This window comes from Vibrio sp. 1078-1, from assembly GCF_033340475.1.
Genome location: NZ_JAWOWM010000001.1, coordinates 329640 through 355434, shown reverse-complemented (window position 1 = coordinate 355434; position 25795 = coordinate 329640). Strand labels below are relative to the sequence as shown.

31 protein-coding genes are annotated in these 25795 nt (G+C 44.2%); 19 read left to right on the top strand and 12 right to left on the bottom strand.

Annotation, left to right across the window (positions count from 1 at the left end):
* Nucleotides 1–12: 12 nt before the first annotated feature.
* The 7 genes from fliI to R7190_RS01570 are packed head-to-tail and all read right to left on the bottom strand — an operon-like array spanning nucleotide 13 to nucleotide 7571.
* On the bottom strand, nucleotides 13–1359 hold the full coding sequence (gene fliI, locus R7190_RS01600) for a flagellar protein export ATPase FliI (RefSeq protein WP_005375057.1): 1347 nt from the start codon (nucleotides 1357–1359) through the stop codon (nucleotides 13–15).
* On the bottom strand, nucleotides 1352–2107 hold the full coding sequence (gene fliH, locus R7190_RS01595; protein WP_005375050.1) for a flagellar assembly protein FliH: 756 nt from the start codon (nucleotides 2105–2107) through the stop codon (nucleotides 1352–1354). The genes fliI and fliH overlap by 8 nt, the downstream gene beginning before the upstream one ends.
* A gap of 4 nt (nucleotides 2108–2111) precedes the next feature.
* Nucleotides 2112–3125 carry a flagellar motor switch protein FliG gene (locus R7190_RS01590; protein ID WP_005375048.1) on the bottom strand — a complete coding sequence of 338 codons (1014 nt, stop codon included), beginning with the start codon at nucleotides 3123–3125 and terminating at the stop codon, nucleotides 2112–2114.
* The gene (gene fliF / locus R7190_RS01585; RefSeq protein ID WP_005384024.1) at nucleotides 3094–4845 is read right to left on the bottom strand and encodes a flagellar basal-body MS-ring/collar protein FliF; all 1752 of its coding nucleotides are present in this window, start codon (nucleotides 4843–4845) and stop codon (nucleotides 3094–3096) included. Before fliF ends, R7190_RS01590 begins: the two co-directional genes overlap by 32 nt.
* Before the next feature lie 3 nt (nucleotides 4846–4848).
* Nucleotides 4849–5205: a flagellar hook-basal body complex protein FliE gene (fliE, locus tag R7190_RS01580; RefSeq protein WP_005375045.1), complete on the bottom strand. Its 357-nt coding sequence runs from the start codon at nucleotides 5203–5205 to the stop codon at nucleotides 4849–4851.
* 15 nt (nucleotides 5206–5220) lie between these two features.
* Nucleotides 5221–6552: a sigma-54 interaction domain-containing protein gene (locus R7190_RS01575; protein ID WP_047102378.1), complete on the bottom strand. Its 1332-nt coding sequence runs from the start codon at nucleotides 6550–6552 to the stop codon at nucleotides 5221–5223.
* Nucleotides 6552–7571: an OmpA family protein gene (locus tag R7190_RS01570; protein ID WP_033906697.1), complete on the bottom strand. Its 1020-nt coding sequence runs from the start codon at nucleotides 7569–7571 to the stop codon at nucleotides 6552–6554. The genes R7190_RS01575 and R7190_RS01570 overlap by 1 nt, the downstream gene beginning before the upstream one ends.
* Before the next feature lie 379 nt (nucleotides 7572–7950).
* On the opposite strand from R7190_RS01570, the gene R7190_RS01565 reads away from it, so the two are divergent.
* The 9 genes from R7190_RS01565 (at nucleotide 7951) to lafA (ending at nucleotide 16160) form a co-directional block, all read left to right on the top strand.
* Nucleotides 7951–8769: a FliM/FliN family flagellar motor switch protein gene (locus R7190_RS01565; protein WP_005375039.1), complete on the top strand. Its 819-nt coding sequence runs from the start codon at nucleotides 7951–7953 to the stop codon at nucleotides 8767–8769.
* Nucleotides 8766–9137 (top strand): flagellar motor switch protein FliN, encoded by a 372-nt coding sequence (gene fliN, locus R7190_RS01560; RefSeq protein ID WP_005375038.1) that lies wholly within the window; start codon nucleotides 8766–8768, stop codon nucleotides 9135–9137. Before R7190_RS01565 ends, fliN begins: the two co-directional genes overlap by 4 nt.
* An 18-nt stretch (nucleotides 9138–9155) precedes the next feature.
* Nucleotides 9156–9914: a flagellar type III secretion system pore protein FliP gene (fliP, locus tag R7190_RS01555; RefSeq protein ID WP_005375037.1), complete on the top strand. Its 759-nt coding sequence runs from the start codon at nucleotides 9156–9158 to the stop codon at nucleotides 9912–9914.
* Between the two features lie 12 nt (nucleotides 9915–9926).
* Nucleotides 9927–10196, top strand: a complete 270-nt coding sequence (gene fliQ / locus R7190_RS01550; protein ID WP_005375036.1) for a flagellar biosynthesis protein FliQ — start codon at nucleotides 9927–9929, stop codon at nucleotides 10194–10196.
* Nucleotides 10196–10972, top strand: coding sequence for a flagellar biosynthetic protein FliR (gene fliR / locus R7190_RS01545; RefSeq protein ID WP_005375027.1), 777 nt, complete (start codon nucleotides 10196–10198; stop codon nucleotides 10970–10972). The genes fliQ and fliR overlap by 1 nt, the downstream gene beginning before the upstream one ends.
* Nucleotides 10969–12096 (top strand): flagellar biosynthesis protein FlhB, encoded by a 1128-nt coding sequence (gene flhB / locus R7190_RS01540; RefSeq protein WP_005375025.1) that lies wholly within the window; start codon nucleotides 10969–10971, stop codon nucleotides 12094–12096. The genes fliR and flhB overlap by 4 nt, the downstream gene beginning before the upstream one ends.
* Nucleotides 12097–12127: 31 nt before the next feature.
* The gene (gene flhA, locus R7190_RS01535; protein WP_005375024.1) at nucleotides 12128–14218 is read left to right on the top strand and encodes a flagellar biosynthesis protein FlhA; all 2091 of its coding nucleotides are present in this window, start codon (nucleotides 12128–12130) and stop codon (nucleotides 14216–14218) included.
* A gap of 19 nt (nucleotides 14219–14237) precedes the next feature.
* Entirely contained in the window at nucleotides 14238–15008 is a 771-nt protein-coding gene (locus R7190_RS01530) for an EAL domain-containing protein (protein WP_005375023.1), read from the top strand.
* A 300-nt stretch (nucleotides 15009–15308) separates the two neighbouring features.
* Entirely contained in the window at nucleotides 15309–16160 is an 852-nt protein-coding gene (gene lafA, locus R7190_RS01525) for a lateral flagellin LafA (protein WP_005375019.1), read from the top strand.
* A gap of 70 nt (nucleotides 16161–16230) precedes the next feature.
* Here lafA and R7190_RS01520 read toward each other — a convergent pair whose 3' ends face one another.
* A complete protein-coding gene (locus tag R7190_RS01520) occupies nucleotides 16231–16518 on the bottom strand; it encodes a hypothetical protein (protein WP_005375016.1) in 288 nt (95 codons plus the stop codon).
* A 416-nt stretch (nucleotides 16519–16934) separates the two neighbouring features.
* Here R7190_RS01520 and fliD point away from each other — a divergent pair, with 416 nt between their 5' ends.
* From fliD to R7190_RS01475, 9 genes are all read left to right on the top strand, one after another.
* Nucleotides 16935–18281 carry a flagellar filament capping protein FliD gene (gene fliD, locus R7190_RS01515; protein ID WP_031781075.1) on the top strand — a complete coding sequence of 449 codons (1347 nt, stop codon included), beginning with the start codon at nucleotides 16935–16937 and terminating at the stop codon, nucleotides 18279–18281.
* A gap of 32 nt (nucleotides 18282–18313) precedes the next feature.
* Nucleotides 18314–18700: a flagellar export chaperone FliS gene (gene fliS, locus R7190_RS01510; RefSeq protein ID WP_005375014.1), complete on the top strand. Its 387-nt coding sequence runs from the start codon at nucleotides 18314–18316 to the stop codon at nucleotides 18698–18700.
* A complete protein-coding gene (locus R7190_RS01505) occupies nucleotides 18684–19004 on the top strand; it encodes a hypothetical protein (RefSeq protein WP_005375013.1) in 321 nt (106 codons plus the stop codon). The genes fliS and R7190_RS01505 overlap by 17 nt, the downstream gene beginning before the upstream one ends.
* Nucleotides 19001–20074: a flagellar hook-length control protein FliK gene (locus R7190_RS01500; RefSeq protein ID WP_005375012.1), complete on the top strand. Its 1074-nt coding sequence runs from the start codon at nucleotides 19001–19003 to the stop codon at nucleotides 20072–20074. Before R7190_RS01505 ends, R7190_RS01500 begins: the two co-directional genes overlap by 4 nt.
* A 22-nt stretch (nucleotides 20075–20096) precedes the next feature.
* Nucleotides 20097–20597: a flagellar basal body-associated protein FliL gene (gene fliL, locus R7190_RS01495; RefSeq protein ID WP_005375011.1), complete on the top strand. Its 501-nt coding sequence runs from the start codon at nucleotides 20097–20099 to the stop codon at nucleotides 20595–20597.
* 12 nt (nucleotides 20598–20609) lie between these two features.
* Nucleotides 20610–21338 carry a FliA/WhiG family RNA polymerase sigma factor gene (locus tag R7190_RS01490; RefSeq protein WP_005375008.1) on the top strand — a complete coding sequence of 243 codons (729 nt, stop codon included), beginning with the start codon at nucleotides 20610–20612 and terminating at the stop codon, nucleotides 21336–21338.
* 10 nt (nucleotides 21339–21348) lie between these two features.
* Nucleotides 21349–22206, top strand: a complete 858-nt coding sequence (gene motA / locus R7190_RS01485) for a flagellar motor stator protein MotA (RefSeq protein ID WP_005375006.1) — start codon at nucleotides 21349–21351, stop codon at nucleotides 22204–22206.
* A complete protein-coding gene (locus tag R7190_RS01480; protein ID WP_053350024.1) occupies nucleotides 22206–23201 on the top strand; it encodes a flagellar motor protein MotB in 996 nt (331 codons plus the stop codon). The genes motA and R7190_RS01480 overlap by 1 nt, the downstream gene beginning before the upstream one ends.
* A 77-nt stretch (nucleotides 23202–23278) precedes the next feature.
* A complete protein-coding gene (locus tag R7190_RS01475; RefSeq protein ID WP_005375002.1) occupies nucleotides 23279–23566 on the top strand; it encodes a hypothetical protein in 288 nt (95 codons plus the stop codon).
* On the opposite strand, the gene R7190_RS01470 is transcribed toward R7190_RS01475, so the two are convergent.
* The 4 genes from R7190_RS01470 to R7190_RS01455 all read right to left on the bottom strand — a co-directional run bounded on the left by R7190_RS01470 (nucleotide 23563) and on the right by R7190_RS01455 (nucleotide 25109).
* Entirely contained in the window at nucleotides 23563–23781 is a 219-nt protein-coding gene (locus R7190_RS01470) for a DUF6500 family protein (RefSeq protein ID WP_005375001.1), read from the bottom strand. The genes R7190_RS01475 and R7190_RS01470 overlap by 4 nt on opposite strands.
* A 10-nt stretch (nucleotides 23782–23791) precedes the next feature.
* Nucleotides 23792–24169 carry a PH domain-containing protein gene (locus R7190_RS01465; RefSeq protein WP_005386881.1) on the bottom strand — a complete coding sequence of 126 codons (378 nt, stop codon included), beginning with the start codon at nucleotides 24167–24169 and terminating at the stop codon, nucleotides 23792–23794.
* 112 nt (nucleotides 24170–24281) lie between these two features.
* Entirely contained in the window at nucleotides 24282–24497 is a 216-nt protein-coding gene (locus R7190_RS01460; protein WP_005374999.1) for a TIGR02450 family Trp-rich protein, read from the bottom strand.
* Between the two features lie 138 nt (nucleotides 24498–24635).
* Nucleotides 24636–25109, bottom strand: a complete 474-nt coding sequence (locus R7190_RS01455) for an HPP family protein (RefSeq protein ID WP_005386883.1) — start codon at nucleotides 25107–25109, stop codon at nucleotides 24636–24638.
* Nucleotides 25110–25207: 98 nt separating this feature from the next.
* Between R7190_RS01455 and R7190_RS01450 the strand changes: the two genes are divergently transcribed.
* Complete coding sequence (locus R7190_RS01450; RefSeq protein WP_186585097.1) at nucleotides 25208–25753, top strand: TetR/AcrR family transcriptional regulator; 546 nt, start codon at nucleotides 25208–25210, stop codon at nucleotides 25751–25753.
* Nucleotides 25754–25795 lie beyond the last annotated feature (42 nt).

Here is a 25795-nt window from a genome sequence, read left to right as displayed (position 1 = left end):
ACTCCCATTTGATTAAGCACTTTGAAAAAGCTGCGCGAGCTCGGTCAAACTGGTTGGGTAATCTACAGACTCGTTGGCAGCTTGTTGTAGATATGCACGCAAATTTGGATACATAGCAACAGATTGATCTAACTCAGGATCTTGTCCTGGTTGATAACCCCCTAATGGCAGTAACTCTTTAACCTGAAGGTAGTTGGAGTACATTTGACGGAAGTTATTCGCAATCGTGCTGTGTGCGTCCTGCGTACAAGTATTCATACAACGGCTAATAGACGCGTTGATATCTATCGCGGGATAATGCCCTTGCTCAGCCAGTTGACGCGATAAAACGACATGCCCATCTAAGATGGCGCGCGCGGAATCCACGACAGGATCTTGTTGGTCGTCCCCTTCTGCCAATACGGTATAAATTGCCGTTAAGCTACCATGTTGATTTTCACTGTTACCCGCTCGCTCTAGGAGTTGAGGTAACACGCTGAAGACTGAGGGCGGATAACCACGAGAAGCTGGAGGCTCACCGAGCGAAAGAGCGATTTCGCGCTGTGCCATGGCGTATCGGGTTAGAGAGTCCATCAGAAGTAGAACGTCTTTGCCTTGGTCTCGGAAATACTCTGAAACGCGATGACAAAGTAGTGTCGCTCTTAACCTCATTAGCGGGGATTCATCAGCAGGAGCCGCGATAATGATCGCTTTCTTGCGCGCTTCTGGGGTTAAGTTTCTCTCGATAAACTCACGTACTTCTCTGCCTCGCTCACCGATAAGCCCGACCACAATTACATCGGCCTCCGTGTTTTTGGTGATCATCCCCATTAACACACTTTTACCGACGCCACTGCCAGCCATCAAACCAATACGTTGGCCTTTGCCTACCGTCAATAGTCCATTAATCGCTCGCACGCCTACGTTGAGTGGCGTATCAACTGGGCGTCGCTTCAGTGGGTTAATCGGTTTTGGTTCAAGTGAAACTCGATCACCCCCCTTAAGCGGTGCCCCGTCATCTAACGGCTCACCTAAACCATTCAGTACGCGTCCTAACCACTGAGAGCTTAGCTGCACGGTACTATCACCATCAAGAGGGATGACTTTTGCACCTGCAAACAGACCGCCTAAACGGCGGATAGGCATGAGGTAAGCAATAGTGTGTTCAAAGCCCACAACTTGCGCTTCGATCATATCGCCTTCCGCGGTTTCTACGAGACAACGCTGCTCAAGCTTAAACCGACACCCTACGGCTTGTAACATTAAGCCGTTTACTTTTATCAATCGCCCTGTTACGCGAGCAACAGGGATTGAATCGAGCGAAGCCAAGGCTTCGCTCAAACGCTCACTTAATAGTTCATGGCTTAGGGTATTACTCATGCTCAGACTCTACCTGTGGAATACTGACTTCATCCAAAAGGTGTTGCTTTACATTGTCCATACAGGCTTCCAAACGAGAGTCGCAGCTCGCATCCGCTTCTGCGTCATCAGTCACTAACTGACAGCCACCAATAGGAAGCTCCGTATTAGGGACCAGTTTCCAAGATTGCGGCAAATCAGCATTGATGTGAGTAATGCGCTCTAAATCTTGCGGATTTAAATGCACAGTTACTGTTTCCGCTTTACCAGGCATGGCAGACAATGTCTCGTCCACCAAAGCTAGGATCTGCTGAGGCATTAAAGTGAGCTCGGCACGAATCACTTGCTGAGCTACCTTTTGTACCAGTTCACAAATCATATGGCGTTGTTGCTGTTCTTTTTCATCTTGCCAACGAGAAAGGGCGTGAAAAAGTTCATTGACAGGCTTCGCCGCCTCCAAAAAGCCTTGCTTTCCAGACTGCTCACCGGAAACAAAGCCTTTTTGGAAACCTTCTTTTTGGCCTTCCAACAGACCTTGTTGCTTGCCCTGTTCGATACCTTGGCGTAAGCCTTCCTCATGTCCTTGTTGCAAACCTTGTTGAAAACCTTCTTCAAGTTGCTGTTGGATATCTATTTGAGGTTCTTGCCAGCCTTGGTTATCTAGCCCGAATTCGTCTTCGATAGTCTTAGGTTGCGCTAAAGGCGGAAAACGGTGTAAACGATACCCGCTCGGAGGCAATCGCATAGTACTTGATTTTGTCTCTAGCATGACCTTACTCCACCGTTGGCTCTTCATAGAGAAGCAGCTGAACTTCACCAGATTCATCCAGCTCACGTACCATTTGCATGATGTCTTGACGTGCTTTTTGAACTCGACTTAACGCAACAGCGCCGCGTGCGTCCATGTCATCTTCTAGCGCTTTTACCATACGTTGCGGCATTGAACGCTTAATAGCTTGTTGTAAGGTAATATCGGAACCTTTTAGCGCAACTGCCCACAACTCTAGCGGGATTTGCTGCACCAACATGTCCATAGTTTCTTCGCGTTGTCGGCCAAGAACCATAAAGTCGAACATGTTTTCTTCGATTGCATTAACAACATCTTCATCATGCAACTTCAGCATTTCCATCAATGAACCACGGTCACCTTCAAAGCGGTTAATGATATCTGCTGCTTGCTTAACACCTGATAACGGCGTGCTTTGACTTGCGGATACTTTTTCGATGCAACGCTCAACGAGTTCATGCAAATCAACGGCAACTTGATGATCGATATCTTGCAATTGAGCAATACGGAACAATATTTCGTCATGGTAATCTTGTGGCAAGTGCTTCAATACCGCTGAAGAGCTGTCCGCTGGCAAATACGCTAGAAAAATTGCTTGCATTTGTGGGTGCTCATTCACAATGAAACGAGCGAGAGTTTCTGCTTCCACCCACTGTAAGCGCTGCATGTTGTTGCGAATTTCATCGCCATATAAGGTATTTAATAACCCTTTTGCCAAATCGTTACCCAACGCTTTGCGCAATGTATTAGATAGGTATTCCTTAGAGGCTCCTCGAATACCGCTGTGCTCACGGAAATCTTCAAAGAAAGTTTGAATAACACCACGAGCAGAATCGCTCTTAATGCCATTTAACTTCGCCATTGCACGAGTCACACGCTGGGTTTCATCACGGCTAAAGTGTTGCAAAACCTTCGCTGCGGCATCCTCGCCCATGCCTAATAGCACGAGCGCGGTTTGTTCAACATAACTAAGCGTCTGCTTTGATAGAACTGTGTTCATTGATGTTTACCCATTGTTTCAGTATTTCGGCTACGCGCTCTGGCTCTTCATTAGCAATAAGCTGTAGGTGTTTCAATTGAATTTCTAATGGCGAACCTGCTGGTGGTAGCATGTCGCTGTTTACATCTAAACCTGAAGAGGCTGAGATGCCTTTTTCAGATAGGCGGCGATCAAGTACTTCTTCATGCTCGCGCTCTTCACGCGTTTGCAAGTTTTCGTAGTCAGGTTCTTCCTGAGGCTCAGCAAAATTTAGCTCAGGCACAGGTTTATCAACGCCAGTTAGGTGCATGATTAATGGACGCAGTACGAAGAAGATCATCGCCAAGCCTAACAAGCCACCAATAACGTAGCGTATTGGCTGCTGTACTGTAGGGTCTTGCCACCACGGCAGTGCAGGAGGAGCATCAATTTCAATTGGGGTGAAGTTGAAACTCATTAAACTTAAGCTGTCACCTCGTGTGGCAGAGATACCAACAGCATCCATGATCATGTTTGAGATTTGCTCTTTATCGGCTTCACTCCACGCCACACCATCTGGCGAAGCTTTCGAGTTCAACAAAACCGAGACACTAAGCTTTTCTATTTGGCCTTGTTGGTATTGAGTACGACGAACACTACTACCTACAGCATATTGACGATTCACTTCAGATCGCGCATTCGTGTTTTGGCTATCGTTCGTTTCCACTTCACCAGATCCTGTCACTGGCGGTTGGTTACTTAGAGAACCTGGAACACCCAACGCAATTTGATCAACCGAGTTGTTATGAATGGTGTGCTCATTACGCACAACCGGCGCGTTATCCAAAATTTCTTGTGTTTCTTCAACTTGGCTAAAGTCCAGATCGGCAGCGACTTGTACGCGGAAGTTACTCGGCCCCACAATCGGCGTAAGCATATCTGCTGCGCGTTGGATGATCTGTTTTTCAACACTCTTCTGGTATTCAAGATATTTCGCGTTTACTTTGCCGGCTTCCGCAGAAGCGACATCCGCACTAAGAAGACGGCCATACTGGTCAATGACAGAAACAAATTCTGGCTTCATTGCCGTGACACTACCGACCACTAGGTTAATGATCGCTTCGACTTGTTCAGGCTTTAAGTCTTCACCAGGTTTGAGCTCAAGCATGACAGATGCTGATGGATTCTCACTGTTTTGGCGGACGAATAGAGTTTGACGAGGTATTGCTAAATGAACACGCGCGTTCGCTACTGAGTTCAAAGACATGATAGTACGTACTAACTCACCTTCTAAACCATGACGATAACGCGCCGTTTCCATAAATTGGCTCGTACCAAGAGAGCTATCTTCCTTGAGCGAATCCAAACCTGTCGGCAGCTTAGCTTTAACACCTTTTGATGCAAGCAACATGCGTACCTTCGCAACCTCACCTTCTGGTACAAGAACTTGTCCATTTTGCTCTTGCATGCGGTAGCTTACGCCTTCGCTTTCTAATACCGACACAATTTCGCCGATATCAAAACGCTCTTGTTGGCTATAAAGCGGACGAAAGCTCTGCGAGGAACTCCATAGTGCAACCACAATAATCGCTGCAACAATCGCAGCTAACACCGCAGATAGCACTAAGTTTCTCTGACTGCTAGACCAGATTTGCTTCAGCTTCGTTGTCACATCGTCCATGCCATTGGCAGTAGAAAATGTCTGTGCTGTGCCGGTAGCCATAGCTGTGTTTCCGGCGACTTGGGGGGTTAGTTCTGACATGAATTACACCGGCATCTTCATAATATCTTCAAATGAGGTCACGACTTTGTTGCGCACTTGCATCAAAGCATTAAAGGACAAGCTGGCTTTTTGGCTCGCGACCATTGCACCAACTAGGTCATCACTTTTTCCTGTTTCTACGGCCGTCATTTTTTGACTAGCCACTGATTGATGTTGATTCACTGTATCCAACACATTTGTCATCGCTTGTGAGAACGATAAAGGTGCGTTTAGTGATTGTTGATCTAAAGGATTTGCACTCACGATAAACTCTGGCGGCTGCACTTGTGCCTGCATCGCCTGCATTTTTGACAACATAAGTTGCTCTGCCGAGACCGCATGAGTAGGTTGACTTGCCATCTATTTTTTCTCCTATTAGGCAGCCGAGCCTAGTGCCGACTGTAAATCAATACCATGTTCTCGCATTGCTGCGAGCTTGTAGCGTAGCGCTCGAGTAGAGACTCCAAGCGCGTTTGCGGTTTTCGTTCGGTTTCCACCAAACTGACGTAACTTTTCCAAAATAAACTGATATTCAGCTTGCTTCTTCGCTTCTACATGACCAAAGTTTGAAGTTGGCTCTGCTGTAGGAACTGACGCGACAAGCTCAATAGGCAGCATCAGGTCATGGGCTGTAATGTAATCACCATGACGCATGACCAAAGCGCGTTGAATGACATTTTCCAACTCACGAATATTGCCCGGCCAGTGATACTGACTCAGCGCACTAATCGCATCTTGGGATAGGTGACAGCGGCTGCTATCTTGATACTTTTCAATAAAGAATTGGCTAATCGGTAGAATGTCCTCTTTTCTTTCACGCAAAGGCGGCCAGTGCAGAGGCAGCACATCTAATCGATAATAAAGATCTTCACGGAACGTGCCTTTTTGAACTTCCTCACGTAAGTCTTTGTTGGTTGCCGCAATAACACGAATATCGAGCTGAACGGCTTTATGGCTACCAACACGTTCTACTTCACGCTCTTGAAGGACGCGCAACAATTTCGCTTGAACCGCAGGTGACATTTCACCAATCTCGTCAAGCAGAATCGTCCCGCCATTTGCTTCTTCAAACTTACCGCTTTGAGAATTTGTCGCTCCGGTGAACGCGCCTTTTACATGACCGAATAGCACAGCCTCTAACATTGACTCTGGAATGGCGGCACAGTTAACCGCCACAAATGGACCATTGATACGCGGAGAGTGCTCATGCACATATCGCGCCAGCACTTCTTTACCCGTTCCCGATTCACCTGTAATAAGCACACTCGCGTTAGTACATGCTGCACGATGCGCCAATTGCAGAACTTGTTTGCTTCTCCAAGACTCCGCAACAATGTTGGCCATTGGCTTACCTAACGCTTCAACACGTTTAAGCAGATTAACCAACTGATTAGATTCAAATGGGCGTAATAGATAATCAGTAGCGCCCGCTTTCATCGTCTCAGCAGCCAAGATGCCTTGCTCTTGGTCGACAATCGCAATAACAACACCCGAATTTCGCTGCTTTTGGTGACACGCGACAAACTCACGAACACACATATCCGGCAGCGTAGAGCTCACTAAAGTGATTTCTGCTCGCTCTTCAAGCAAAGCGCCTCGACCAGTACGAGTGTGTTTCGCGGTGTAACCTGCATTTTGCAACACATCCAATACTGGTTGAGCAAGAGCTTCATTTGGCTCAACCAACAAAATTTTCGTTTTCGTCATCATTGAACCTTAACTTTCGTTTGTTGATTTTGTGATTGTAGATCTGGGTAGTGTTTCGTAGCCGTATACTCGTTGTCCCTCACTAAACGCAGGGTGACACGTCGGTTTTTTGCTTGGCCATTAACCGAGTTATTGCTGGCAATTGGGTAACGCGAACCATGAGCTCGTGTTTCGATCATCGACTCGTCGACCCCAAGCTCAATCAAAGCGTTGGTGACTTGCTCTGCTCGAGTACGTGACACAGAAAGGTTCGTTAAACTTGAACCAACGTTATCGGTGTGACCGTCGATGAGGATTTTGGTCACTCGATCATCCACAGATACATAGCTATACAGCGCTTCTAGTGTTGCTTTCTGTCCACGACTTAACGTCTTCTGACCAAACTCAAATGAGAGCGCCATATCCCTTGCCTCTGAAAAAGACAATTTAGGCAATCGCGCGCGACACGCATTAAATGATTTCAATGCGTTTTGAATTTGAAGAGTAGGAATCACAATCTCTGAAACAGAGGAAGCATTACTTCCTTTAAGTGACAGCGTCACCCAACTACCCGAAGCAATTGAATCCATGAATTCTTCAGCGCCTTTATTAAAGATGAAACGCTGAGACGGCTTAGTAAATTCAAGGGAACCAAATTCTTTTCTATAAAGCTCATCACCCCAAGGAGCATTTTGAGTTGTTAAAGCAATCGTTTTCCATTTATTGTTTTCATATTCTATATCGGAAATAAAATAGAATTTATTATTAGGTTCCGCTAGGAAATAAAACTTCCCATAGTCTTTATTTGATTGCAACAAGTTGCATTTGAATTTATTTCCCTCATATGTCCATTTAGAGAGGTCCATAGGGATTGTTAAGACTTCTTCTGAATATGACACTTTTGAAAAAATAAAACTGATAACAATAATTGTGTTACAAATTATCAAACGGACATGATTCATGTATATCTTACATTCCCATGACTTAAACCGTTTAATTAAATATGCCACCAAGCCGAGAGAACTGGCATAGCTAATCATTTTAATTACCTATTCTGAATATTAAAATTGGTTACAAAACGCTCAAGAGAGCACGCTTAGCCTCCAACGGAAGCTTTAAGCATAAAAAACAGTATCTTATAATTTATTTATTTGAAGTTGTTGTTACGCCATAAAGGCAATTTAAAAAATCTATAACAACTAAAACGCTCAACATTGTTATTTTATTTATTAAGCGATTTATAAAGAAAACTAACTCTTTTTAAATTTCATTAAAAGATTATGACTATATGAACAAAGCAACATGTGAACTAAAGTCACAATCTTAGAGTTTGGAGCTAAAAGATCATTAAAATTTCTGTGTAGACTACACGCCATTAAGTTAAAACACTTTCGATTGTTAACGCACGGTAAAATATAAATGGAAAATAGAGTTAGCGAGCCTATTTCTGATAGTCAACTACTTGATGTAGAATTATTAGGCAAACCTATTCATATCATTCGTGAGAAGCTCGATAATTTAATTTCAGAATCTTGCTCAAACCTTACGACTGAATTACAAAATTGGCTCAGCACAGGAAAAGTGGAAGCTAGCTTAACCTCAGTAGACTTGCACCGCTTTACATCGGTTGAGATGGACAAAGAGCAAACGTCGACCTATCAACATCAGGAAGGCGGCATGGTATTCATCCATGGTAACCCTCACACGCTAATAAAGTTGGCTGATAGATTTTATGGTGCAAGTGCAGAGCGTTCAGCCGCTACTCTGACGGCCAGTGACTTACGTTTACAAGAGCGCATCAGTCGAATCATCATCGGTTGGCTTGCTCCTGGTGAAATGTGGGACACGGGTGAGTATGAGACCCCTAGAGGTATTGGCATTAACGTTCAATTAAACATTGCGTTTGACGATCATCAAGGCTCAATTCATCTCAAGCTAGATGGTCATCTTATTCAAACGCTAATCGAGCAGCTTGAACTGCAGCCTGATACCGATTTGTTTCAACCTTTCTGTCGTTCTTTAGAGACGACCCCCGTTCGACTGAACGTTGTTCTAAGTAAAAAGAAGATGCCTTTAAGTGATGTGGTTGGCTTACAACCCAACGATATTTTACCTATTGAGCTTCTTAACACGGTTCCAGTAAGCATTGGCAACCAATCTCTATTTACAGGTCGTATTGCCGAGCAAGACGGCCAACTTGTTTTGATCTTTAACCCTGATAAGGAACCGCAGCGATGAGCGAAGCGCTAGAAACTAATGCATTCGACGCAGAAGAACTGAACTTTGATGATTTTCAATTAGAAGACTTTGAAGCCGAAGATACGCTCCAACAAGAACCAGCCACTGCGGAACGTGACCTTAGCTTTTTCAAAAGCATTCCTGTCACAGTCACGCTGGAAGTTGCGAGTAAGGAGATCCCACTTGGGGACTTAATGAAAGCGGGTGAAGGCACGGTTATCGAGTTGGAAAAGCTCAATGGCGAGCCTTTAGACGTGAAAGTAAACGGTTCTCTTATGGGCCACGCTGAAGTTGTCGTTGTCAATGATAAGTATGGACTTCGTCTGATCGATGTACATGACTCTGCATTGAGTGGCGTTGGTCAATAATCTTAGGTAGGCATCACAATGAAAAATCTGAGCGCTTGGCACCGTTGGTTACCTCTTTTGGTATTGGTGTCACTTTTGTTTGCTTTCCCAACAATGGCGGCTGACAACGGCTTAACTATCTTGTCCGTTTCTGATGGCGACACACAACAAGAATACAGCGTTAAACTGCAAATTCTGTTGTTGATGACGGCGCTCAGTTTTCTTCCAGCATTTATTTTGATGGCGACGAGCTTTACTCGAATTGTCGTTGTCCTTGCGATTTTGCGCCAAGCTCTTGGTCTTCAACAAAGCCCACCTAACAGAGTGTTGGTCGGGATCGCTCTCGCATTGACGTTACTGATTATGCGCCCTGTCTGGAGCGATATTTATGAAAATGCGTTTCAGCCATACGACAACGGCGAAATCACGCTAATACAGGCTTTTTCTGTTGCAGAGAAACCAGTGAGAGAGTTCATGCTGGCACAGACGCACCAAAGCTCTCTTGAACAAATGTTACGTATTGCCAATGAGCCTCTCGACCAAAACGTTGAGGATATTTCATTTGCCGTTGTCTTGCCTGCATTTGTCATTAGTGAACTAAAAACCGCCTTCCAAATTGGTTTTATGCTTTTCATCCCGTTTTTGGTCATCGACTTGGTTGTCGCCAGTGTCCTGATGGCAATGGGTATGATGATGCTATCACCTTTAATTGTCTCACTTCCCTTTAAGTTGGTGGTATTTGTACTCGTGGATGGTTGGGCAATGACAGTTGGCACCTTATCTGCCAGCTTCGGTTAACTAGGAGCAGTTATGACCCCAGAACTAACCGTAACGTTATTTTCCGATGCAGTATGGCTGATCATTTTGATGGTTGCCGTATTGGTTGTTCCAGGCTTAATTGTCGGTTTGTGTATCGCCGTATTTCAGGCTGCCACACAAATCAACGAGCAAACACTCAGCTTTTTGCCACGTTTGCTCGTTACCTTATTAATGGTGATTTTTGCAGGTCACTGGATGCTCCGTAAGATCATGGAACTGTTTGATTTCTTGTTCCACAACATACCAGGGATGATTGGCTAATGGCCATCACATTTGCAGAGCTCTCGGCGATACTCGGTCAACTCTGGTGGCCGTTTTTTCGTGTGGGAGCCGTATTTATTTCAATGCCTTTCTTTGGTGATGCAATTATTCCTGTTTGGGTTCGTACTTTACTGGCCCTCTCGATCGTTGTCATTACTGGACCGTTAATGCCACCCATGCCACAAGTCGAATTATTCTCTATGACTTCCCTGTTCCTTGCTTTTGAGCAAGCTATTTGGGGGGTAATGTTTGGGTTAATTTTGCACATGCTCTTTAACGTTTTCACCATGCTTGGTCAGGTGATTTCTCTGCAAATGGGCTTAGGTATGGCGATGATGAATGATCCTATTAACGGGCTTTCTGTCGCCATTTTGGGACGCATATTTCTGATTTTCTCAACCTTGTTGTTTCTTGCGCTAGAAGGACACTTACTCGTCATAGATATCGTGATTCAAAGCTTTGTTGTTTGGCCAGTCGGATCTGGTATCACATCGCTTTCTCTGCAAGGTGTTGTCAATATTTTCGGTTGGATGTTTGCCTCTTCACTAGCTTTGGCTTTACCCGCTATTGTTTCCATGCTTCTAGCCAACATCAGTTTTGGTGTAATGAACCGAGCCGCACCATCACTTAATGTCTATGCGTTAGGTTTTCCTATGACGATGCTGCTGGGTCTATTCAGCGTATTAATCTCAGTTTCTGGTGTTCCTGGTCGCTACACGGCGCTCGTTCACGACACCATTAGACACTTGAGTAACTTTATGTTGGGGGGAGCATGAGCGATCAATCTTCTCAAGACAAAACTGAAAAAGCCTCACCGCAGAAGGTAAAGAAAGCCCGTCAGGAAGGACAAATTCCTCGCGCGAAAGAGTTTACTACTGCGGTTATATTTCTAGCGGTGGCGCTCTACTTTTACTCTCAGCTTAATAGTATTTGGGAAAGCATGTCGGGGATCTTTCGCTACAACATGATGCTGACGCGAGCCGACCTAGAAAATCCTAAACAACTTGTCGAGCAATTGGGACAAAGTTTAGCAGTCATCATCGACATGCTATTACCATTGTTTACCGTCATTATTATCGTGACCTGTGGTAGTAGCCTTGTGCTAGGCGGCTGGATGTTCCGTCCCGCGAACGTGATGCCAAAGCTCAGCAAAATTAATCCTTTGAGCGGGATAAAGCGCATTTTTTCGACCCGCTCAGTGGTTGAGCTCTTAAAGTCGACGTTCAAAGTAGCCGTGATCTTCGGCATCTTATATGGCTATTTAGACAACCACTTACAGCCATTACTTGGCATGCAAAACCTCCCACTCAGCCAAGGTTTTTCTCTAGTAATGTCAATTCTGTTTGAAGGCTTACTCTTAATGGGCTTCGCCTTGTTGTTATTTGGGGTTATCGACATTCCTTATCAGCGTTGGGAACACCTAAAAGAACTCCGCATGACGAAACAAGAATTGAAAGAGGAATTTAAAAATAATGAAGGTCGTCCGGAAGTAAAACAACGTATTCGTCAAATACAGCAACAGTTTGCGCGCCGTAAGATCGATAAAATGGTGCCGACGGCTGACGTGATCATCACAAACCCAACGCACTACGCAGTCGCACTGAAATACGAGCCTTCGCTTTCTGACGCGCCCTTTGTCGTCGCAAAAGGCGTAGACGAAACTGCTATGCACATTCAACGTATCGCCCGAGAAAACAAAGTGGAAATCATTAACTCCCCGCCACTTACCCGTTCGATTTATCACACGACGGCGATTGAACAAGCAATCCCAAGCCAACTGTACATCGCAGTGGCACATATTCTTACTTACGTTTTGCAATTGAAAGCCTTTCGTAAAGGTGAGGGAAAAGAGCCAATTCCTTTACCTCATTTTTCGATTCCAAAACATTTGCAGCACTGATTAACCCGCGTTTATCCAAGGACACGAAAGTATGCTTAACCGGTTAAAACAACTTCAAACATCAACCAAAGGCTACGTTGGCATTCCAATCGTCTTGCTAATGATATTAGCAATGGTGATTCTTCCTTTGCCTCCTCTGCTACTGGATGCGCTGTTTACCTTTAATATCGTCTTAGCAATCCTAGTATTGCTGGTCAGCACAACCGCAAAGCGACCATTAGATTTCTCTGTTTTTCCAACTATTTTGCTGGTCGCAACATTATTACGTCTCACATTGAACGTGGCTTCTACGCGAATTGTACTCCTAGAAGGACATAATGGTGGTGACGCAGCGGGTAAGGTCATTCAAGCATTCGGTGAAGTCGTCATTGGCGGTAACTACGTCGTTGGTATGGTGGTGTTCGTCATCTTGATGATCATCAACTTCGTCGTAATCACCAAAGGTGGTGAACGTATTTCTGAGGTTTCAGCCCGCTTTACGTTGGATGCTTTACCAGGCAAACAAATGGCAATTGATGCCGACTTAAACGCTGGCCTTATCGATCAGGAAACGGCTCGCTTACGCCGTAAAGAAGTCGCCAACGAAGCCGATTTTCATGGTTCGATGGATGGTGCATCAAAGTTTGTGCGTGGCGATGCCATCGCAGGTTTGTTGATTCTGTTTATCAATATCATTGGTGGTATTAGTATTGGTGTCTTCGAGCATGGACTCGCTGCGTCTGACGCCTTTAAAACTTATGCCCTACTCACAATCGGTGATGGTCTAGTTGCTCAAATTCCTTCACTACTATTGGCAACGGCTGCCGCGATTATCGTTACGCGAATTAATGATAGCGATAATGGCATGTCGGAAACCATGCAAAAGCAATTACTGGCAACTCCTGCAACGCTATTTACTGTCGCAGGTATTATGGCGGTAATCGGTATGGTACCGGGTATGCCACACCTAGCCTTTTTTGCGTTTGCTGGCGCATTAGCGTTCGCAGGGTGGCGTCAAACCAAGAAGCCAGTGCAAGACTCCCAGATTGAAGAGGTCGAAGCACTTTCACAAGCAATGCAAGACGATGATACACCGCTGACATGGGATGATATTCCTCACGTCCAAACATTATCACTTGCGCTTGGTTACCGACTCGTCCATCTAGTCAACAAAGAACAAGGGGCTCCTTTATCACAACGTATCCGCGGTGTGCGTCGAAACCTTTCTGAACAAGTTGGCTTTTTATTACCTGAAGTTCGTATTCGTGACAATCTGAGCCTCAAGCCAAACCAATACACAATTTCTCTAAATGGCGAAGTCATTGAGCAAGGTTTTATTGAACCAGAGCGTTTAATGGCGATAGCGGTTGGCGAAACTTACGGTGAGGTAGATGGCATTTTGGGTAGCGATCCTGCTTATCAGTTGCCAGCTGTGTGGATTGAGCATCAAGATAAAGCAAAAGCACTTAATATGGGTTACCAAGTTGTCGATGATGGCACTGTTATTGCCACTCATATTAGTAAAATCATGAAGACAAACCTTGCAGAATTGTTTACGCACGACGATGTGGAAGCAATAACCCAGCGTTTGACACAACAAGCCCCGAAACTAGCAGAAGCATTAGCAGCAGCACTTAATCCAGCGCAGCAGCTGAAAGTATATCGTCAGCTTTTATTGGACCAAGTGCCACTAAAAGATATTCGCACGATTGCCAACACAATGTTGGAATCCGCGGAAAATACAAAGGACCCGATCCTACTTGCATCTGATGTGCGCTGTGCACTAAAGCGTACGCTTGTTAACTTAATTGCAGGACAAAAGAACGAGTTAAATGTCTACGCACTGTCTGATGAGTTAGAACAAATGCTACTAACTTCACTGCAACAAGCACAATCTTCTGGTACGGTAACACTAGATAGCTTCCCAATTGAGCCAAACATTCTTGGTCAGTTCCAACAAAACTTGCCATTGATCAGACAACAGCTTAAGCAACAGGGGCTACCTCCGATCCTTCTCGTTATGCCACAGCTGCGCCCTCTTCTAGCGCGTTACGCTCGTACATTTACACAAGGGCTGGCAGTATTGTCTTACAACGAAATCCCAGAAAACAAACAAATCAATGTGGTAGGAAACCTTGGTTAATCTTATTTCAACACATGCGATGTACGAACATTTGGTTGGTCTCGCAGTACAACATATCGTCACGGATGACGATCAATTAGTCTTTGATGCTTTAAAACACAATGATGTCCAACACGCATGCCAAGCAATTAGGGAAGCTCAATCAGGAGAAGTAGAATTCCAACACCTGACGTTGAGATTTGGTATGCGTGGAGAACAAAGTGTCTATCAATTCAAACTCTCTGAACAAATGCAGTACTGCCTGGATTTGTTCAGTCTTTACCTTGCACTAAGACAAACACAATTTCAGTTAGAAGCCTTTCATCACGACTTGATTAGTAATGTTGTCGTGCCGATTCGCGTGGATGCATTACTGTGGGAGCCTGGGGTTTATTTCCTCGAACAGACGATTCAATTCCACTCTTCTGCTTTTCAACATGTGATTCCTTCTCTTCAAGCTGATGAAACGTTATGTGATCGTGATAAAGTCGCCACACTCACCAAAAAGTTAAAAGAGAATGCATATTCACTTTGGTTTGAAGTCGCAACATCGCAAGTGAACTTCGAGCGCGTCGCAGACTTTAGTCCCGATATGATCAAATTGTCAGTCACACTAGAAGATAAAGAAGAAAGACACGCTTTCCTACCTATTGCTAAGTTCTTAAGAAAGCATAAATATACTTGGGTTGCCGGACGTGTAGCGAGTCAAACGGAACTTAACCGGTATCGTTTATTGGGTGCCAGTTATTATTTTGGTTATTTCAGCGATATCCCAACCTCTCTCTCCTTTCAATCTTTTGATGAGGAATAGTTGAAACTCAACCATTTATATTTAAAACAGCACGATTTATTCGTGCTGTTTTTTATTTATAACGGATAACCACAAGATCATTGGGCAATAGTTTCTTTAACTTAACTAAAAAATTTAGGCTTATATGATGATTTTCCCGGTTTTCATGGAATACAAATCACTAAAAATCATCAATTTTTATCTTTTTTAGAAATTTTTTAATTTTCAAATTAATCATTAAAGCCGACCGACCGCCTCTAGTTAGTGACAAGGGAATATCCCGAGGCCTGAAAGATATAGTGACTAACTAAGGAGACTAAGATGGCTTTATCAATGCACACTAACTACGCTTCGCTTGTAACTCAAAACACAATGAACACAACAAGCGGACTTCTAAACACAGCAATGGAACGTCTAAGCACAGGCTACCGTGTGAACTCAGCTGCTGATGACGCTGCTGGTCTTCAAATTGCTAACCGTCTAGAAGCGCAAACACGCGGCATGTCAGTAGCAATGCGTAACGCACAAGACGGCATCTCTATGATGCAAACTGCTGAAGGTGCGATGGATGAAATGACAAACATCGTTTACCGTATGAACGACCTTGCTACACAATCGTTGAACGGTTCAAACAGTGCAACAGACCGTGCGTCTCTTAACAAAGAGTTCACACAGCTTACTGCAGAACTAAACAACATCGTAGACAACACTAAGTTCGGTGGTCAAAACCTTCTTAAAGGCGGCGGCTTCGGTGCAGGTGACGTAACATTCCAAATCGGTGCATCTTCTGCTGAAACATTGACTGTAAGCGCAAGCGCAGGTATCGGTGAAATCACTACTATCCTTGCTGATGCAGCAATTACAGATGGTATCGATGACGCGACTAAAGCAAAAGCAGCACTAGACAAAATCAGCGGCGCTGACGGTCTAGTAGAAAAAATTGGTAGCTCTCGTGCAGACTTCGGTGCGAACATCAACCGTCTTGAGCACACTATGGCTAACCTTGGTAACATGGTAGAAAACGTTACAGCATCTAAAGGTCGTATCATGGATACAGACTTTGCAGTAGAGTCTTCAAACATGACTAAGAACCAAATGTTGATGCAAGCAGGTACAACAGTTCTGTCTCAAACTAACCAGCTTCCAAGCATGGCAATGTCACTACTACGCTAATTACTTAGTTAATAGTGCGCTTAATTTAAATCGTCTTAATTATAAAGCCTTCCTATGGAAGGCTTTATTTTTATCTACGAATATAAATAGAGCTCGTATTATCTTTGTGAGATTCAGGCACTCTGAATCCGAACTTCAACATAATATTGAATAAAACCTTATTAAACAGTTCTAATTCTATCGTCTCTAATTTACTTCCTATTTTACTATCTCTAAGTTCAGGAAAATTGAACTTAGCTTCCTTTAAGATACTAGCTATCTCATCAGAATTGATGCTCTGTTTACTTAATAGTTTTTTGTTAATGAACTCTTCATATGCACGAGCACATTTCATCAATCGTAACGCAAATTCATTCATAACTGACATTCTTTGAAACGTAAAAAATTTAATTTTTAGTGAGAACACTTGCACATCGCACTATCAAAAATAATATCAGAACGCAATTAATGCACTCTGTAAGAATTATCTGAATCAAGCTGAAGTAAAGGCTGAATATAACGTCTAATTAAAACATCTCTCCTAATTAGAACCGTCAATACAATTAAATATTTTCTTTGTTTAGGTCGCCTTTTCTTATAAGGAAATTACTTTTTCCATGGAGGAAGGCGGAACAAACAAGGTGGAAACACCACTTCCTCCCAAGAAAACAAAATAGCTTTAAGCCTTTGTTTTAATTGAATTTAATATACGGCACGCATCTTGCCACTGATAATTAAACTAAGGCGTAGCATTCAAAGTATTCAAGCCAATAAGAGATGAGAGGAGCACACCTCATGAGTTCTTTAGACCCAGTAAAAATGGCAACCCAATTCGCACAATTGGACACAAACCCATTCAAAAACCGTTACCAAGCGCAAGCTAATGTGTACCAGTCACAACTGTCAGCTTTTAATAAAGTTGAAAGCGCACTACGTGATTTTCGTACTGCAATGAAAGAGATGAATAACAGCACAAACAGCATCATCAAAAACAGTGCGACACTCTCTCAAGAAGGTAACTTTACTGCAAACGCGGATGCTAAAGCGCTAACGGGTAACTATCAGATTTTTGTAGAAAAAGTGGCAACGGCGCATCAAGTATCTACAGGAATGCCTGCAGACCTTGAGGCGACGACAGAAGTACCAACAACTGGATCTTTAGAATTCACCATCAACGGTGAAACAATGACTCTAGACTTGTCCTCCGTTGATGTTAATGGTGACGGCACTGCAACGATCAGTGATTTAGCCAGTGCGATTAACAATCACACGGATAACCCTGGCGTTAACGCCACTCTAGTTCGCTCGAATGGTCAAACACACTTTATGCTATCGAGCACTGAGACTGGTGTCGAAAATAAGATCAACGTATCTGCAACGGGTACTGGCCAAGCGTGGTTTGAAGACGCCTTCACCAACCTCAAGCAAATTAACGCTCCGCAAGATGCGGTTATGTGGCTAGGTGCAAAAGACTCAGGCCTGAAACTAACCAACGCAAGTAATACTTTTGAAGGTGTCATCGACGGTGTTGACATTACCGTATCTAAACCGCAAGCCGCGGGAGATTCGCCAATCGGTTTAAAAATCGGAGCTGATAGCGAAGGCACTAAAGAACAACTAGATAAGTTTGTGGAAACCTACAATGCCCTTGTTTCGACTATCGATCAGTACACCCAAATTGGCGGTGAAGATCAGAAACGCGGCGTGCTCGCTAGCGACTCGACATTGCGTTCTATTGAGAGTCAGTTAACGGGGTTAATCCGAGGTGAACACAATGGTATGCGCCTAAGCGAAATCGGCGTGAGCCTAGACCGCAACGGTAAAATGAAAGTTGATCAAGAAAAGTTCAAAGAAGCTCAACAAACAAATAGCGCAGGCTTAGAGGCGTTGTTTAATGGGGATGACGCTTTGCTAGATTCTCTTGACGCGATGGTAGAGCCTTTCTTGAAGTTCTCATCAGGTACCTTCAGCACGCGTAAAGACGCAATACAGTCAAGCTTAGACCGAATCAAAGATAAACAAACCAATTTAGAGCGTAAGTACGAAATGTCGTACAACCGCTATCTCAAACAATTCACTCAAATGAATTCAATTATGACCCAAATGAACCAAACCATGTCCATGTTTAATGCTCAAAAATAAGACATTTGGTTCCAAATTTAGGAGAAATATTCATGCTTATGGATTCTGGTTACGATTCGTACCAACAAGTCGATCTCGACGCTCAAGCGGCAGCAGCAAATCCACACCAATTGGTCATCATGTTAATCGATGGCCTACTCGATGAAGTTGAACGTATTCGCGGCCACCTAGCCGCAAATCGTTTGGCCGAGAAAGGGAATGGAATCAACAAATGCATGAACATCTTGATTGGACTAACAAGTGCTTTAGATGATGAAAACGGCGGTGAAATTGCGGAAAACCTACGCCAGCTGTATGACTTCTGCCAAGTCGAACTTTATTACGCTAGCGTGCAAAACGATGCAAATCGCTTGGTTAACGTTGAGCGTGTAATGGGTAACATTCGTGAAGGTTGGATGAATTTTGGACAACAAGCATAAAGTATCGCCAGAGCGATTCCGTCATTTATCTCAGCTCATCCAGTTCGCCGCAAAAACGGCCGATTGGCATGCGCTCAAGCGGTACGACTTGCAGTTGCGAGAGCTTTTGATCAGTCACAAGCCTTTTTTGAAAGATCCTAAGCTTGCCCCTGAAATCCAGCGAGCGAAAACAGTGCACGCTAATGCCTTCGCAGTATTAGAGAAGTCGACCAACGAGTTGAAAAAAGAGATGAACATGGTCAATGACCATCAAGAACGCGCTATGGCCTATCAATTAGCAATGACCATGGAGCTAACTCAATGATCATACCTTCTTCAACTCAGCACTCGGGTAATTCGCCAGCTAACAATGAGGGTCACATCAAGCAAGCGAACTCGGTACACGGCTTTTCTCATGGTTTTAAATCAGGGAACAAGCAGAATGGTGAGCAAGACTTTAACTCTGCGTCAGCGGTACCGAGTTTTCACCTTACGGCCTCTACTTTGAACAGCGCAAACAAAGTACAAAGTCATGGTTTTGATACTGATGACCGCTCAGCTTCAGATCCGGATGCCAACTTGACCAGTACACTAGGGTTAACAGAATCGACTGATCTTGCAGCGCAAGCTCAAGCTTTAACCCAGGGTATGATTACCATGGCAGAGAAGCAGGCTGAGAAACTAGGAAAAGCGTCATCTTTAATGACTGCGAGCGAAGTTAAGTCTGTTACTCAAGATTCGTCTAACGCTATGTTAAACACATCATCAAAACAAGATGTGAAGCAAAGTCTGCCGACTTCATCGAGTTCGCGTTTGCCTATCTCCGGTGCTGAGTTTCAAACTCTTTTGAATCAACCTGTTCAAGGGCAACCAACCGCCTCTCTACTTCAAGCACAAGCTCCTACAACACAACCTGCACATTCACCGGTTGCGACGAGTCATGTTCAAGCTCAAGGCTCTGAGTGGGCAGCGGTGCGTGTTGATACCACTGCCGGAAAGTGGGGGGAGCAAATGATGCAAGTATTACATGATCGCGTGACGCTCCAAGCTCAACAAAATGTACAAGAAGCAAAAATCCGCCTAGACCCACCAGACTTAGGGAAATTGGATTTACTTGTACGTGTTGAAGGTGACCGATTGAGTGTCCACATCAACGCCAATGCCGCAGCAACACGAGAAGCTTTAATGCAAGTTTCGGAACGATTGCGTACTGAGTTACAAGAGCAAAACTTCGTTCATGTCGATGTCAATGTTGGCTCTGATCAAAACCAAGGTCGAAATGACCCACATGCAAACGAAGAAGACGCCAATATTTTCGCCGCACGAGAATCTGGTGCATTCCAAACCACGACAACAACTAACTATTCAGAACACTGGCTAAGCACTCAAGCTTAGTGAATCTTCGAGGAAAAAGGTTATGACCAAACAACAAATGATCGCCCTGTTTATCGCCATGATCATCACCAGTGCCCTCGTTTCGGCCGTCACAATTATGGGCGGAATCTGGTACTTAAACAAACACGCTCAAGAGTCACCTGACTCTGGTTCACTGATCGAAGACTCTCCACTGTCTTTTTTGGTCACAGAACAACCGACAAGTAAAGGTCCTAGCTTCCATCCTTTGGACAAAGTCGTTTTGACCGTTAAAGGCAAGAAACAGACTCACTTTGTGATGCTAGAACTGGCAATTGAGACACGCCGCCCAGAGCGTATCAAAGAGATCGATGAATACATGCCTATGGTACAAAACTCTCTATTAAAACTGTTTAGCGACAAAACGTTTGATCAGTTACAGCAAGCGGGTGCCATCGATATTCTGCAAGACGAAGTGAAGCAAACGCTTCTACTCGCTTTTGCTAAAACAGACATCGTCCGAGAAATCGACGATGTTTTGTTGACTAAATATGTTGTGCAATAACGGAGCACAACCATGTTAGACATGAATGTACAAGACACTTACACCACAGAAGAGGAAGTGACAACACCGTCACGACCAATTGATGAAAACGCATTGCTACAACGTCATCAGGTCATGGTAAAACGCGTAGTTAACCAGCTGCGCGTTCATGCCACTTCTCACTGTAGTATTGAAGATATGCAGCAGATAGGCCTTATCGCTCTAGTCGAGGCTGGACGCCGATATGGCGATGTTGACGATCCTCACTTTCCTGCTTTCGCCGTTTGTCGAGTTCGGGGAGCTATTTTAGACGAATTACGCCGACTAGATTGGCGTTCACGTAAGACTCGTCAACAAGCCCACGAGCTCAACGACGTGACTCGAGATCTCACTCGAACGTTAGGTCGAATGCCAACGGATGCCGAAATCATCCAGGCTTTAGGGACGAATGAGCAAGATTATTACAACCGTCAAAATGCCGCTCTCGCAGGCGAGATGCAAAGCCTTGATCAACTGATGGAGAGCAGCGGTGATAGCTACATTGGCGGACAATACGATGGCATGGAACATGAACATATTCGTCGTAGTTTAGACAGTGCTTTGGGTAAGTTACCTAAGCGCGATCAACTGCTCCTGACTCTGTTCTATCAACATGAACTCAACTTACACGAAATAGCTCTGGTATTGGATCTGACACCACCTCGTATATGTCAGCTTCACAAACAAGCGCTGAAACAACTCAACCAATTAATGTCCTCTTAGGAGTCACAAGATGCAAAAGTTTTTTGGAGTGCTCACTATCCTGGTGTGCGTCTTCGGTGGATATATGTGGGCCGGTGGTAGCTTAGGTGCTATCTGGCAGCCAGCCGAATTCCTTATCATTATTGGCGCCGCTGCTGGTTCTTTGATCATCGGTAATCCGCCTCATGTACTAAAAGAAATGCGTCGCCAAGTGCCAGCGACCATTAAAGGTCCAACAGAAGAGCATGAGTACTACATGGAATTAATGGCACTACTCAACAACTTGCTAGAGACAGCGAGAAACCGCGGATACAAGTTTCTGGATTCTCATATTGAGGCTCCGGAGCAAAGCTCTATGTTCCTCGCTTACCCGACGATCGCCGAAGATCATCGCCTAATTTCTTTCATTACTGACAATTTACGTTTAATGGCAATGGGACAGATGTCGCCTCATGAATTAGAGGGACTGCTAGAGCAAGAAATCGAAGCAATACAGAACGAAATGCTTTTACCTTCACGCTCACTACAGCGTACAGCAGAAGCACTACCTGGCTTCGGTATTCTTGCAGCAGTTGGTGGCATCATTATCACCATGCAAGCTATTGATGGCTCAATCGCTATGATTGGTTATCACGTTGCGGCAGCTCTCGTTGGTACATTCATTGGTATTTTCGGTTGTTACTGTGGCTTAGATCCACTAAGTAACGCCATGGCTCAGCGAGTAAAACGTAATATGACTGCTTTTGAGTGCGTTCGTGCAACCTTGGTTGCCTACGTAGCGAAAAAGCCGACATTGCTCGCCATTGACGCTGGTCGTAAACATATTCAGCTAGACATCAAACCAACATTCAACCAAATGGAGAAGTGGTTAGCTGAACAGGAGGGATAATGCAAAAACAAGAGCATGTAGTGTTCAAACGTGCCAAAGTATACAGCCATGATGAGTCGTCTCATGGCGGCGCGTGGAAAGTCGCGTTTGCTGACTTCATGATCGCCCTAATGGCGCTGTTTCTTGTACTTTGGGTTATGCAGGTGGTAGACAAAGAAGAGCGTAAAGCGATTGTTGCCCACTTGCATAGTTCAAGCGTATTCGACAAGAGTTACGGCAACCCATTTGATACGTCACAAAGTATTTCTCCTATCGACTTGGCACAGGACTCTTCTGTGCCAAGTAAACACAACTCCAACCATGTGGTAAGCTCTTACTTCAAAGGTGATGGGGATGGACCAGAAATTGATTCTTTGATTCCTGGTAACTTCGATACTCAAGAGCAACTTGCCGCACTAGCGAAAGTAATTGAGCAAATGACTGCCCAAATTAATGCGCAGGGAAATGTAAACGTCACGGTGACACCACAAGGTTTGCGTATCGTCCTTCAAGATGATTACAAACAGCATATGTTCAGCCGTGGTGGTGCGGAACTTACTCCTTTTTTTGAAGATTTACTTCTCGCACTAGCACCTGTATTTCATCGTGTTAACAACCCTCTGATCATAAGCGGACACACAGATGCAATTCCATTTAAAAAGCGTTTTGGTCGTCAATCTAACTGGGCGTTATCAGCCTCTCGAGCAGACGTAGCAAGAAATACGTTAGTTGCAGGCGGTATGCCGGATGATAGAGTAATGCAGGTAACGGGTATGTCAGATAGAGCGCTGCTTAATCCTGATGAGCCAGATTCTAGCGAAAACCGTCGTATTGAGCTGTTTGTTTTAACGACTCCTGCCGCTAAAGTGCTTGAGACCCTTTTTGGCAACCACCAAGAAAGCGAACTGCAAAAAGCGAAAGATAAGGCTGAATTCAACCAACCAGTCATTCGTCAAGAAGTCATCAATTACTCCGGCGATACCGCCACCAGCGAAGTAAAAATTCAAGAATTATAATCTTAAAAGGTCACCACTCTGATGGTGACCTCTCTAACCAAAGCCTCTGTTACTGTGACTTTTTAGTTGAGTTCTATATGCACATAACATCATCCGAAAAAAGAAAAAGCGACTTACTGAAGAAAGCCTTTTTATGGCTCATTGTCTTCGATTACCTTTTATTGGCGTTTTTCTTAACTCAGCTATCAAGTATGACATTAAACAGCGGAACCATGATCAGCTTGTTACTTGTAGTTTATAACGTCTTACTTGTTTCGCTATGTTTTCAACGAACCAACAAGCAGGACTCTTACATTATCTACCCTGTTTTGTCCGCAACGTTATTAGCATTTGTCTGCTTTCTTTACTTCTTTTTTTTAATTTAGCTCCCCGACTCGACCATTGATTTTACTTTTACTGCTTTTTCGAAGTGGTCGAGCTGATGAGTCTGAATCCACCACGTAGCCGCTTCCATCAACAGCTCTGGGTCGTCATTTTTATTAGCGAAAAACGCATAAAATGAGAGACCAACCAATTCACCTTTACTCGCGATCTTTTTGTCACAGACCTCTATAATTTTGTCTCTCAGCGAAGCTCTCATTTCTAATCCCTTAACCTAGTACATACTCACTAACCATACGGTTGAAAGAAATCAAATCAAACGAGCCTTTAATTTCAAAACGCACTCTTCCCACCTCACTCATGAAGAACTCGATTTCACAATCCAAATCAAAAGTACCAGAGGTCTCGATAGAAAATGCATTGATCTTACTGTAAGGCAAAGAAGTGTAATCCACTTTTGAGCCGGTAATCCCTTGCACATTTGCCGCTATCACTCGCTTGTTCGTAAACACCACTTGGTCACGAACTGTTTTAAAAGCAGCGAAAATAGTCTCACCATCAATCAAGAACTTAAGGAAGTCTTCTCTGGCATTAGAAACGTCAATCGGCTTAAGCTTAAATACAGAGGAATTGTCGAAATCAATCATAATTAATCCTTTGAGTGGGCGTTAGAACGAATTATCAACGTATCAGATAGCACCACTTTTGCCTACTCGCAACGCACGTTTCTGCTTGATTCGCCCAACAACGAAGCGTCACTCACTTCCACCCTTGCATCCATTGCTCAGAGTCTTTTAGGTCTTGCCAGTTCATCTCTCGGTCGCGTTTACTCATGACTGCCTCGATGACACATCTCACAACGTTACCATCTTCATCTAGTTCCATTTCCGTCACGACAAAATGCTTCTCTTTGTTTTTAGGTGAAATTGCCGTCCATTTACTGTGCAATAGTTTCTTAGGGTGGATTCTGTTCATCGCATTGTACCAACTTAACTACCATGTTGATGTATACGACTGAATACCAAGAGAGAATCAGATTTTGTTTTTGCAAACCGACAAAAGATAAAACCGCAAAAGAGATCACTCCCTTTCGCGGCTCTAACTACAATCCGACTAGGTCTTCTGACCATTCAATCGAGGGTTTAAGTACTGACTTTGTAGCAACTGTAACCCTTTACCGACCAGAACAATCACTACCGCGCCAATCAGGACAGGCGTGAAGAGAAAACTCCATCCCTGCCCAGACGCCATGATCAAAATTGGATTTGCCCCCGCAGGTGGATGAGTGGTCTTCGTAATCAGCATCGCAGACACACCTAGCCCCGTCGCAATCGCGAGCGTGACCGGCGTGACATCAACATACTGGCTAAACGCAATACCGATAGAGGCCGTGATGAAGTGACCAATGATCACGTTTTTGGGTTGAGCAAGAGGGCTGCCTGGCACCCCAAACACCAGTACTGCGGTAGCACCAAATGGTGCCATCAGGAGTACAACCTCCGTCAGTGATACCTCAGCGTAGGACAATACGCCAATAGCCAACGTAGCGCCAAGCCCGGCAACCAACGATAAAATTAAATTATTCATAAACACCTCAAAGTAGACCGAATTGTCTACAAAATAAAATAGACAAATCTGTCTACCTTTGTCAATATGTGTTTATGGAACTTTTTGAGGACATAGTTATGAACAAAAAGAAACAGTTATTGATCGACACAGCTTTGTCACTGTTTTATAAACAAGGCATCAACTCTATTGGCATCAATGAAGTCCTCAATGTTTCCGGCGTGGCTAAACGCACGCTATATAACCATTTTGAGAGCAAAGAAGCGCTTATCATCGCCGCATTAGAACAACGCCACCAAGTATTTATGGAATGGTTGGAGGAAAAGCTTTCTTCAGCACAAACGTGCGCGGAGGTGATCGATCAGTTATTTACAGCACTCAACGGCTGGTTTCATGGCTCTGAAGAAAAGTTGGGCGAGTTTCGCGGTTGCTTTTTCATCAATACGTCCGCGGAATTCAGTGACGACAGTGGCGAGATCGCAACGTATTGCCGCTACCATAAACAGCAAGTCAGAGAGCTAATTCAACGCTATCTCAAATCAGAAAACGCTTCATTACTCGATGCCATTTGCATCATGAAAGAGGGCGCGATCACTACCGCTTACATAACGAAAGAGTACGACAACGTCACGAAGAAATGCGTGACCATTTTGCACAAGCTTTAATGCGTTCAGGTATAGTCATTTGCGGATTAAGTATTCAAACCA